We start from the raw sequence: 9381 nt of genomic DNA, 5'->3' as shown, positions 1-9381 counted from the left end.
TTACCTCAGTCCCATTCCAGTCCGCCGCGGCGCCATTCGTAGATGAAGGGCACCGAGATCAAGAAAATAAACGTGAGCATCGAGACCAGGCCGAACAGGCCCAGCTGGTCAAAGGCGACTGCCCACGGGTAGAGAAACACCACTTCGATGTCGAAGATGATGAAGGTCATCGCGATCAAGTAGTACTTGACCTGGAAGCGGCCGGAGTGTTCGGCGCGCGGGGTCGGGGAGACACCGCACTCGTAGTTCGCGACCTTGACGCGGTTGTAACGCTTGGGCCCAATGACGGCGGACGCGGCCAAGCCACCGAGAGCCATCGCGGCGGCGACGGCCATCATCACCAGGAGGGGTACGTATGGATTCATGATGTCTCTCTTATCCGGTCACGACGCGGGAACGATTTTAGTCAGCGTGGCGATGATGCGGTCCATCGCATCGCCGCCGCGATGTTCGTACCCGTCCGATAACAGTTTATGAACGAAACGCATGAGTGTGGGCCGTGGGAGCCCGTACTTCGTGCAGATTCGCATCACATCGGGGTTTTCAATGAGTTTGACGAAGACTTTTCCGAGCGCGAAATACCCGCCGTGTTCGGCCGCCATGGCCGCCGGGTAAGCACGCAGTGCCTTTTCGTGGCCGTAAGCGCTGGTGCGGGCCAGCGCCTGCGTCACGACATCGGCCGCGATGCGTCCGGCCTTCAACGCATAGGTGATGCCCTCACCGTTGAACGGCGAGACCATCCCGCCGGCATCGCCGACGAGGATGAGGCCCTGTGAATAGTGTGGCTGCCGGTTGTAGGCCATCGGCAGGGCCGCGGACTTCAGCGGGCCGAGCTGGTTTTCCTCGGTGAATTCCCAGGACTCGGGGGCATTGGCCATCCACGCCTTGAAAATCGCGCGGTAGTCGAGTTTGGTTGCCTTGGCCGTGGAGGACACGGATCCGAGTCCGACGTTCGCGGTGCCATCACCCAGGGCAAAGATCCAGCCGTAGCCGGGCAGCAGGTTGGACGCTTCGCGCGGACCGTCCCACAGCTCGAGCTGGGATTCCATCCACTCATCATCGTGGCGCGGGGTCTTGAAGTAGGTGCGCACGGCGACACCCATGGGTCGGTCGTCGCGTTTTTCGATCCCCATCCGGGTCGCTAGCCGCGCCGAGACGCCGCCCGCATCGACAACGATCGGGGCGCGGTACTCGCGCTCCTGGCCGCGGGAGCCATCCGGGTTCTTCGTGCGGGCCTTCACGCCCACGATCCGTCCCGACTTCAGTCGGATCGGCTCGGTCACGGTGGTGTTTTCGATGAGTTCGGCTCCGGAGGCCTGAGCGTGGCGGATGAGAGATTCATCGAGCCCGGTGCGAGCCTTGGCCATCCCGTAATTCGGGTAGGTCGTGGTTTCGGGCCAGGGCAGGTGGATCGTGTGTCCGCCGCCGATGACGCGCAATCCCTTGTTGCGCATCCAGCCCTTGGCGGGATCCATATCGACGCCCATGAGGAGGAGTTCGCGTACCGCTCCCGGGGTAAGGCCATCGCCGCACACCTTGTCGCGCGGGAATTCGGCCTTTTCGAGCACGATGACTCGGTGGCCCAGTTGCGCTAGATAGTGTGCGGTGGAGCTACCGGCGGGGCCGGCGCCTACGACGATGACATCCGCATCGCCTGAAGAGTTCCACTCCACTGTTACTGCTCCCAGCATGTTCACGGTATGCCCGGACGGGAAGGCACACACGTAGCCAAAGTCTACAAACCGCCCATCGAATCCTCTTGCTAGGCAACCCTAAGTGACGGGTGGCACTTTGTGCGCACGGTGCAGGGCCACGATGCCCCCGGAAAGGTTGCGCCACTTGATGCCGCGCCAGCCAGCCGAGTGCATGATCTGGGCGAGTTCGCGCTGTGCCGGCCAGTCGAGGATCGACTCCATGAGGTAGGAGTAGGCCGGAGCGTTGGAGGAGAACGCTCCGGCGATGGTCGGCAGCGCCGTGCCGAGGTAAAACTCATAGGCCGCGCGCAACGGCGCGAAGGTCGGCGTGGAGAACTCGCAGATGACGATGCGGCCCCCGGGCTTCGTCACGCGATACATCTCGGTGAGCGCCGCGGCGGTGTCGGCGATATTGCGCAGCCCAAAGGAGATTGTGACGGCATCGAAGGTCTCGTCGGCAAAGGGCAGGGCCATGGCATCGCCGGCGATGAAGGGAATATCGCTGCGGCGTTGCTTGCCGACGGCGAGCATCCCTTCGGAAAAGTCACACGCGATGACGTTGACTCCGCGATCGGCCCACTCCTCCGTCGAGGTTCCGGTGCCCGCCGCGAGATCGAGGACCCGCTGGCCCGGCAGGGCCCCCACCGCGGTTCTCGTCGCCACTCGCCAGATCCGGTCTTGGAAAACCGAGAGCAGATCATTGGTGAGGTCATAGCGGGAGGCGACGTCATCAAACATCGCGGCGACCGCATGGGGGTTCTTATCGAGTTCGGCGCGGGTCATGGCCCAATCGTCTCACGGCCCGCGCCGGGGTGCCGAACCCGCTCGCTAGCGCTGGGGCTGATCCTGGCGGGCCGCGAGCGTGACCTCGATGTCCTTGGTCTGTCCGCCGCGAACGACGCTGACCGTCGCGGTATCGCCCGAGGCATACTGGCGGACGTGACCCACGAGCGAGTCGGCCGACTGCACGGCGTTCTTGTCGATCGCGACGATGACGTCACCGACCTGGATGCCTGCCTTGCCTGCCGGGGAGCCGTCCTCAACGCTGCGCACCTGGGCGCCGGCGCGCACCGCGGAATCGGTGGCCGCCTGGCCGGTGGCGAGTCCGACGCCGAGGAAGGCGTGCTCGGCGACGCCGTTAGCGATGAGCTGATCGGCGACGCGGGAGGCGAGATTGGCGGGGATCGCGAATCCGAGGCCGATCGAGCCGGCCTTGCCCTGCTGGCCGAGGGTCGCGATCGAGGACGAGATGCCGATGACCTTGCCGGTGCCGTCGAAGATCGGGCCGCCGGAGTTGCCCGGGTTGATGGAGGCATCGATCTGGATCGCGTTCGTCGTCACGCGGTCAACGACCTGCTCAAAGGGGCCGTCCTGGCTGACCTTGGAGGTCGTGACCGGGCGGTTCAAGGCAGAGACAATGCCCGTCGTGACCGTCGAGGACAGCCCGAGCGGGTTGCCGACGGCCACGACCGGCTGGCCAACGGTCAGGCCGCTGGAGTCGCCGAAGGTGGCCGGCTTCAGGTCGCTCGGCGGGTTATCGAGCGTGAGGACCGCGAGGTCGGTGGCGGGATCCGTGCCGCGCACCTTGGCCTTCAGCATCCGGCCATCGGCAAGCGTCACGACGATCTCGCGGGCGCCGTCGATGACGTGATTATTGGTGAGGATATGGCCCGTGTTATCCAAGATGACGCCCGAGCCGTTACCGGAGCCGTCGGCGGTGCGCATCGCGATCGAGACGACGGAATCCTTCACCTCGCCCGCGACGGCCTCCCAGTTGGGCAGGGCGGCAGACGACGCCGCGCGGGCGTTCGTGGAGGTGTCGGCGCTCGTCGTCGTGGATACGCCGGGCGACGCCGTCTGCTGGGTGGTGGGCTCGATGAGGTGACCCGCGCCGAGCGTCACGCCGGAGGCGAGCAGCGCGGAGGCCAGGGAGGTGCCGAGGAGCGCCGCCCACGTCGGCCGGCGGCGGCCCGCCTCGGAGCCGGGCTGCGGACGCGTGTCCGTCGGGCGGGTGGGAGCCGGGTGGGTGGGGCCGGGATAGCCGGAGGTGGAGTAGCCGGTGTCGGGCCGGATCCACGCCGGCTGGGAGGGCTGGTTCGGCTCAGGTGGGCGCTGCGAGTCATTCATGTGGGTTAGTCCTTTCTGATAGATAAGGAAACCCCGAGCAACTGAGACGCGACTTTAGCGATCCTGAAGGTTAGCTGAGACTTCAACCTCAATGACGGTGAGGCCCGACACACCGGCGGCGAGCAGCGGCGCGAGGCCCTCCTCGCGGCAGCGGGTAAAGCCGGCGCCATAGGCCGCGGCAAGGCCGCCGATGCTGCCGGTTTGTTCCGTCGCGAAGTAGCGCGCGAAGCGCCGCGCGCCCGCCTCGCTGGTTGCTGCCAGCTCGCCGTGTTCGAGCCCTGCGAAGATCGAGCCGCCCGCATCGTTGAGGACAATGACCTGCAGGTCGACGCCGGCTTCGAGCGTGCCGCGCAGCAGCGCGGAGGCGTCGTGGAAGAAGGTCAGATCCCCGCACACGATACGCACCGGGCGCCCACTGCCGAGGGCCAGTCCCCAGCCGGTGGCGATCGTGCCGTCGATGCCGGCGAGGCCCCGGTTTGCCCACACGCGCAGTCCGGCGTGCTGCTCGCGGGCCGGGGCGAAGCGATCGAGCGCGCGGATCGTGGAGGAGGAGCCGACGAGCAGGTCGAGGCCCTGGCGCGCCGAGTCCTGCCATACCGTGAGCGCCGCTCGCTCGAGCGGCGTCGTGGGGCGCGCCGCCACGGCGCGGTCGGCCGCGAGCCAGGCGGTGAGCCAGGGCGACTCGGGCAGCTGCGGGAGCTCGCCGCGAGCGCCCGGCTCCCCCGCCGCGACCCGCACGACGCGCGCGGCGCCGCCGGTCAGGTCGGTGTAGCGATCGTGGGCGGCAAGGACGATCGGGGCCGGATCCGGGCGCGAGATGAGCTCGGTGACGGGCCGGGTGAGCGTCGGGTGGCCGGCGATGACGACGTCGCTGATCTCGGCGGCGAGCGGGCTCTCGGCCAGCAGCGCGACGTAGGAGGTCAGGGCGCTCGGCAGGTCGCGCAGGTTGGAGGACGGCTCGGCAAAGACGGGCGTGGCGGTGGCGGTGATCGCCTTGGCGAGGCCCGCGATGTGATCGGCCTTGTCCCCCGCGACGACGACGGGCGCCTCAAGGCCGGCGAGGACCTCGGCGATATCGGCGCCGGCGGGGGCGGGCGGTGCCTGCCAGTCGGCCTCCGGCAGCGGCGCCGGCTCGTCGCCGGTCTCCGGGGTGAGCGGCGGCCGGAAGGAGACGTTGAGCTGGACGGGGCCCGGCGCGGGCGAGCTCAGCCCGCGGGCGGCCGCGAGCGCCTCCGCCACGATGGCGCTCGCATCGGTGGCGTCGGCGTCGAGGTGCACGCAGGCGCGCGCGACGTTGTCGAACATCGCGACCTGGTTCGTCGTCTGGTTGGCGCCGGTGCGCCACAGCTCGCGCGGCCGATCGGCGGTGAGCGCGAGGAGCGGCACGGCGGCGGCGTCGGCCTCCGCGAGGGCGGGATACAGGTTGGCGACGGCCGTGCCCGAGGTCGTAACGATCGCGACGGGGTGCCCGGTTGCGAGCGCGATGCCGAGCGCCGAGAACGCGGCGGCGCGCTCATCCACGCGCACGAGCACCCGCACCCGCCCGGCGGCCTCGGCCTGGGCGATGGCGTAGGCGAGCGGCGCGGAGCGCGAGCCCGGCGCCAGCACGACGTCGCGCACGCCACCTGAAATCAGCGCGGTAACGATCTCGCGCGCGGTGGCCATGGCGCTCACTGCTCGTCCTCGTAGTCGGATAGATCGATTCCCGCGAGCGCCGCGACACGCGCCAGCCGCTCGCGCCACACGCGCTCCACCTCGCCCGACTCCCGCACCGCATCGATCCGGTCGGGCAGCACATCGCGCACCGGCAGCATGCCGCCGCTCGGGCGCAGCGGGCTGCTCGTGACGTCCTCGGCGAAGAGGTTGACGGTGGCAAGTCCGCAGGCGAGCTCGCAATCCAGCGCGGCGGCCAGGCGTAGCCCGAGCGCGATGCCGACGGAGGATTCCAGCGCGGAGGAGACGACGACGGGCAGCGCGAGGGCCTCGGCGAGGTCCATCGCGGCGCGCACTCCCCCGAGCGGCTGGACCTTGATGATGGCGTAGTCGGCGGCGGCCAGGCGCCTCACGGCGAGCGGATCGGCCGAGCGCCGGATCGATTCGTCGGCGGCCAGCGGCACGTCGATCTGCCGGCGCAGGGTGGCAAGGTCGGCGACGTCGGCAACCGGCTGCTCGGCGTATTGCAGGCCGCCGGCGGCGCGGTCCAGCTGCGGAAGCACGCGGGCCGCTTCGCTCAGGTCCCAGCCGGTATTGGCATCGACGCGGATGTGGCCGGCGGGCCCGAGCGCGTCACGCACGGCCTCGAGCCGCGCGAGGTCCGCGCTCAGGTCCTGGCCCGTCTCGGCGACTTTCACCTTCGCCGTGGTGCAGCCGCCCGAGGCGAGCACCATGGCGTGGGCGCGTTCGGGATCGACGGCGGGCACGGTGACGTTGACGGCGATGTGATCGCGGCGCGGCGCGGGCAGCTCGCCCGCCAGGGCCTCGTGCGCACACGCGAGCCAGCGGGCCGCGTAGGCGTCGTCGTATTCGATGAAGGGCGAGAACTCCGCGGCGCGCCCCTCGCGCGTCAGGATGATGCCGTGGCGGCGGTCCAGGCCCCGGAATCTCGCGCGCAGGTCCGCGCCGTAGACGGCGATCATGGCAGCACCCGTGCAATCGCGCGCCGAATGGGCAGCATCTTCGTGTACGTTTCGGCTAGTTCCCGCTGCGGATCGGAACCGACGACGATGCCGGCGCCGGCATACATCCGCAGGTCTTGGCCGTCCGCGCGCCCCTCGATGCGCGCGCAGCGCAGCGCGATGACGAATTCGCCGTTGCCGGAGTCATCGACCCAGCCGACAGGCCCGGAGTAGCGGCCGCGGTCAAAGCCCTCGAGCTCGGCCAGCACCCGCTCCGCGGCCTCGCGCGGTGTGCCGCAGATCGCGGCCGAAGGGTGCAGCTGGCCCGCGACCTGCAACGCCGAGTGTTCGCCCCGCAGGTAGCCGCTGACATCCGTAGCAAGGTGCATGATCGTGGGCAGCCGCAGCACGTGGGTATCGGAGACCTGCACGTCGGCGATCCTGCGGAGTACCTCGATCACGCTGCGCGCCGCATAGGCGTGCTCGCTCGTGTCCTTTGCGCTCGTCATGAGGTCTTCGGCGGCGGCCTCATCGGCATCAAGGTCGCCGCTGACGGGCGCGGAGCCCGCGAGCGCCCGGGAGGCCACCTCGCCGTTTCGCACGCGCACGAGCATCTCGGGGCTCGCGCCGATCAGGCCATCGACGTAGTAGGTCCAGCACGTCGGGTAGGCTTCCGCGAGCGCCGCCGCAAGTGGCCCGATCGGCACATGGCCGTCGAGCTCGATGACCTCATCGCGCGCGAGGACCGTTTTGGCGAGTTCGCCCGCTTCGATCCGACGCACGGCCTCGCGCACCCCGCTCAGGAACGCCTCGTCGCTGAGCTCGCCCGCATGCTGCGCCACGACTCGGCTCGCCGCGCGCGGCGGCTGCGACACCTCGGGCGCCTCGGCCATGAGGTCGCTCAGGTCTATGACACGCACCCCGGCGGGTCCGATATGCCACTGGATGCGCGGCACGATGAGCACGCTGGTGGCTTGCGAGACGGGCGAAAACGTGGCGGAGACGAAGGCACGTACCCCCGAGGTGTAGGCGGGCAGCGCGGCGCACAGCGCGGAAAACTGCTCCTGCAATTCCTCGAAGCGGCCGCGCCCGGAGGCAGTTAGTCGCGCGAATTCGCCGATTCCGATCGTCCGGACGGACTCGGCGTCGCTGCCGTGCCGCCAGATGGTCGGTTGGTGCCCGGCATGCAGTTGTGCAAGGTCGGGCGGGCTCACCTGGGACAAGTCGGATTCCTTCGATGGGGGTTACGAGGGACTCAACTACTCTAATGCGTATGACACCTCACGAAAGCGCTGGCCAGCCATTCAACCCCCGCCTGTGGCGCGAGGTTGCGGGTTTCGGCTTCACCGACATGACCTACCATCGCGCCATCGACCCGGACTCGGGCGAGGACCTACCCGCCGTCCGCATCGCGTTTAACCGGCCCGAGGTCCGCAATGCCTTCCGGCCACACACCGTCGATGAGCTCTACCGCGCGCTCGATCACGCCCGCATGACAAGCGACGTGGGGACCGTCATCCTCACCGGCAATGGCCCGAGCCCCAAGGACGGCGGCTGGGCGTTTTGCTCCGGCGGCGATCAGCGCATCCGCGGGCGCGCCGGCTACCACTACGAGGTCGCGGGCGCGGACGCCCAGGCCGATCCGCACACCCGGCGGGAGCAGATCGATCCCGCCCGCGCGGGCCGGCTGCACATTTTGGAAGTCCAGCGACTCATCCGCACGATGCCGAAGGTCGTCATCTGCGTTGTGTCCGGCTGGGCGGCCGGCGGCGGCCATTCCCTCAACGTCGTGGCGGACCTCTCGATCGCCTCGCGGCAGCACGCACGCTTCATGCAAACCGATGCCAACGTCGGCTCCTTCGACGCGGGGTACGGCTCGGCCCTGCTCGCCCGCCAGATTGGGGACAAGCGCGCCCGCGAGATTTTCTTCCTCGCCCGCGAATACAGCGCGGAGGATGCCGAGCGCTGGGGCGTGGTCAACGAGGTCGCCGATCATGCCGAAATCGAGAATGTGGCGCTCGGCTACGCCCGCATTATCGCCACCAAGTCACCGCAGGCGATCCGGATGCTGAAATTCGCGTTCAATCTCGCCGACGACGGGCTCGCGGGCCAGCAGGTCTTCGCGGGCGAAGCCACGCGCCTGGCCTACATGACGGATGAAGCAGCTGAGGGCCGTGACGCGTTTGTCGAGCGACGCGATCCCGACTGGTCGCCCTTCCCGTATTACTACTAGGCGCCTGCCGCGTTTACGACGTAGACCTTGGCGATGTGGTCGCCAAGCGTTTGCCGACTCGGGCTGATCAGGGGGCGCACGAATCCCCAAAACAGCGTCAGGAAATCCAGGGTGTGCGCGAGATCGCGCCCGGCGAGTCGCCACCGGCTCGCCGGCTCACCGCTGGCGGTCTCTGCCCGAAGACCCACCATCCGGTAGCGCAGCGGCTCGCCCGCTCGTGCCGTGAGCGCGGTCAGGGCTACGACGATGAGGTAGGCGAGACTCGAGTACAGCCAGATATCCGCTGCGGCGGCTCCGAGCGGCCCGTGAACGCGCTTGACAGCGCCTGGCGTACGAGGCTGACCGGGAGCAGGAAGCCGACGGTAAAGGAGAGCGCACGGCGCCAAAAACTGGCGGGGACTTCGCCCGACATTGCGCGCATTGCCTGCGGCGGCGGGGCGTGATGGGCCATGACTCAAGAGTAGTCAAAGAAAGACCCGGCCACCCCCGTGGCCGGGTCTTGACCGTCTGGTCTCCCCCTGCGGAGACCAGACGAGAAGTCGCGTGCGTAGCTCAGGCCCTCCTCCTGATAAGCGCTACGGCTAATCGCGCCGACACCTCAATAATGCCGCAGCGCAAGGCAGAGGACGCTCATCGGGAGACTGAACTTGCCCTGATCTTCCTCCCTTGCCAGTCGGACGCGGCATCATACCCAGGTATGACACCATCCTCG

Annotated in this window: 9 protein-coding genes; 1 reads left to right on the top strand and 8 read right to left on the bottom strand. The window is 68.6% G+C overall.

Features of this window, described 5'->3' with window-relative positions; translation table 11 throughout:
• Window positions 1-5 precede the first annotated feature (5 nt).
• From BLU67_RS03250 to BLU67_RS03220, 7 genes are all read right to left on the bottom strand, one after another.
• Window positions 6-365, bottom strand: a complete 360-nt coding sequence (locus BLU67_RS03250) for an NADH-quinone oxidoreductase subunit A (RefSeq protein ID WP_222842350.1) — start codon at window positions 363-365, stop codon at window positions 6-8.
• A gap of 18 nt (window positions 366-383) precedes the next feature.
• On the bottom strand, window positions 384-1691 hold the full coding sequence (locus BLU67_RS03245; RefSeq protein WP_092562016.1) for a geranylgeranyl reductase family protein: 1308 nt from the start codon (window positions 1689-1691) through the stop codon (window positions 384-386).
• An 81-nt stretch (window positions 1692-1772) separates the two neighbouring features.
• Window positions 1773-2477 (bottom strand): demethylmenaquinone methyltransferase, encoded by a 705-nt coding sequence (locus BLU67_RS03240; protein WP_092562013.1) that lies wholly within the window; start codon window positions 2475-2477, stop codon window positions 1773-1775.
• Between the two features lie 45 nt (window positions 2478-2522).
• Window positions 2523-3821, bottom strand: coding sequence for a S1C family serine protease (locus BLU67_RS03235; RefSeq protein WP_092562010.1), 1299 nt, complete (start codon window positions 3819-3821; stop codon window positions 2523-2525).
• A 54-nt stretch (window positions 3822-3875) separates the two neighbouring features.
• Window positions 3876-5486: a 2-succinyl-5-enolpyruvyl-6-hydroxy-3-cyclohexene-1-carboxylic-acid synthase gene (menD, locus tag BLU67_RS03230; protein WP_092562007.1), complete on the bottom strand. Its 1611-nt coding sequence runs from the start codon at window positions 5484-5486 to the stop codon at window positions 3876-3878.
• Between the two features lie 5 nt (window positions 5487-5491).
• Complete coding sequence (locus BLU67_RS03225) at window positions 5492-6457, bottom strand: o-succinylbenzoate synthase (RefSeq protein ID WP_092562005.1); 966 nt, start codon at window positions 6455-6457, stop codon at window positions 5492-5494.
• Window positions 6454-7650, bottom strand: a complete 1197-nt coding sequence (locus BLU67_RS03220; protein ID WP_092562002.1) for an isochorismate synthase — start codon at window positions 7648-7650, stop codon at window positions 6454-6456. The genes BLU67_RS03225 and BLU67_RS03220 overlap by 4 nt, the downstream gene beginning before the upstream one ends.
• A gap of 59 nt (window positions 7651-7709) precedes the next feature.
• Here BLU67_RS03220 and BLU67_RS03215 point away from each other — a divergent pair, with 59 nt between their 5' ends.
• Window positions 7710-8669, top strand: coding sequence for a 1,4-dihydroxy-2-naphthoyl-CoA synthase (locus BLU67_RS03215; RefSeq protein ID WP_092561999.1), 960 nt, complete (start codon window positions 7710-7712; stop codon window positions 8667-8669).
• Here the strand turns inward: BLU67_RS03215 and BLU67_RS03210 are convergent.
• Window positions 8666-9127 carry an RDD family protein gene (locus BLU67_RS03210; protein ID WP_092561996.1) on the bottom strand — a complete coding sequence of 154 codons (462 nt, stop codon included), beginning with the start codon at window positions 9125-9127 and terminating at the stop codon, window positions 8666-8668. The two genes, BLU67_RS03215 and BLU67_RS03210, sit on opposite strands and share 4 nt — an antisense overlap.
• Window positions 9128-9381: the final 254 nt, after the last annotated feature.

The organism is Bowdeniella nasicola (assembly GCF_900107735.1).
GTDB lineage: Bacteria > Actinomycetota > Actinomycetes > Actinomycetales > Actinomycetaceae > Bowdeniella > Bowdeniella massiliensis.
Note: the sequence above shows the minus strand (reverse complement) of the source record. Positions and strands in the feature narration are given on the sequence as shown.

What these genes read in the sequence shown, in the direction of transcription:
- BLU67_RS03235 (WP_092562010.1), bottom strand. Translation starts at nt 3,821, where the DNA reads ATGAATGACTCGCAGCGCCCACCTGAGCCGAACCAGCCCTCCCAGCCG.
- BLU67_RS03250 (WP_222842350.1), bottom strand. Translation starts at nt 365, where the DNA reads ATGAATCCATACGTACCCCTCCTGGTGATGATGGCCGTCGCCGCCGCG.
- BLU67_RS03240 (WP_092562013.1), bottom strand. Translation starts at nt 2,477, where the DNA reads ATGACCCGCGCCGAACTCGATAAGAACCCCCATGCGGTCGCCGCGATG.
- menD (WP_092562007.1), bottom strand. Translation starts at nt 5,486, where the DNA reads ATGGCCACCGCGCGCGAGATCGTTACCGCGCTGATTTCAGGTGGCGTG.
- BLU67_RS03225 (WP_092562005.1), bottom strand. Translation starts at nt 6,457, where the DNA reads ATGATCGCCGTCTACGGCGCGGACCTGCGCGCGAGATTCCGGGGCCTG.
- BLU67_RS03215 (WP_092561999.1), top strand. Translation starts at nt 7,710, where the DNA reads ATGACACCTCACGAAAGCGCTGGCCAGCCATTCAACCCCCGCCTGTGG.
- BLU67_RS03245 (WP_092562016.1), bottom strand. Translation starts at nt 1,691, where the DNA reads ATGCTGGGAGCAGTAACAGTGGAGTGGAACTCTTCAGGCGATGCGGAT.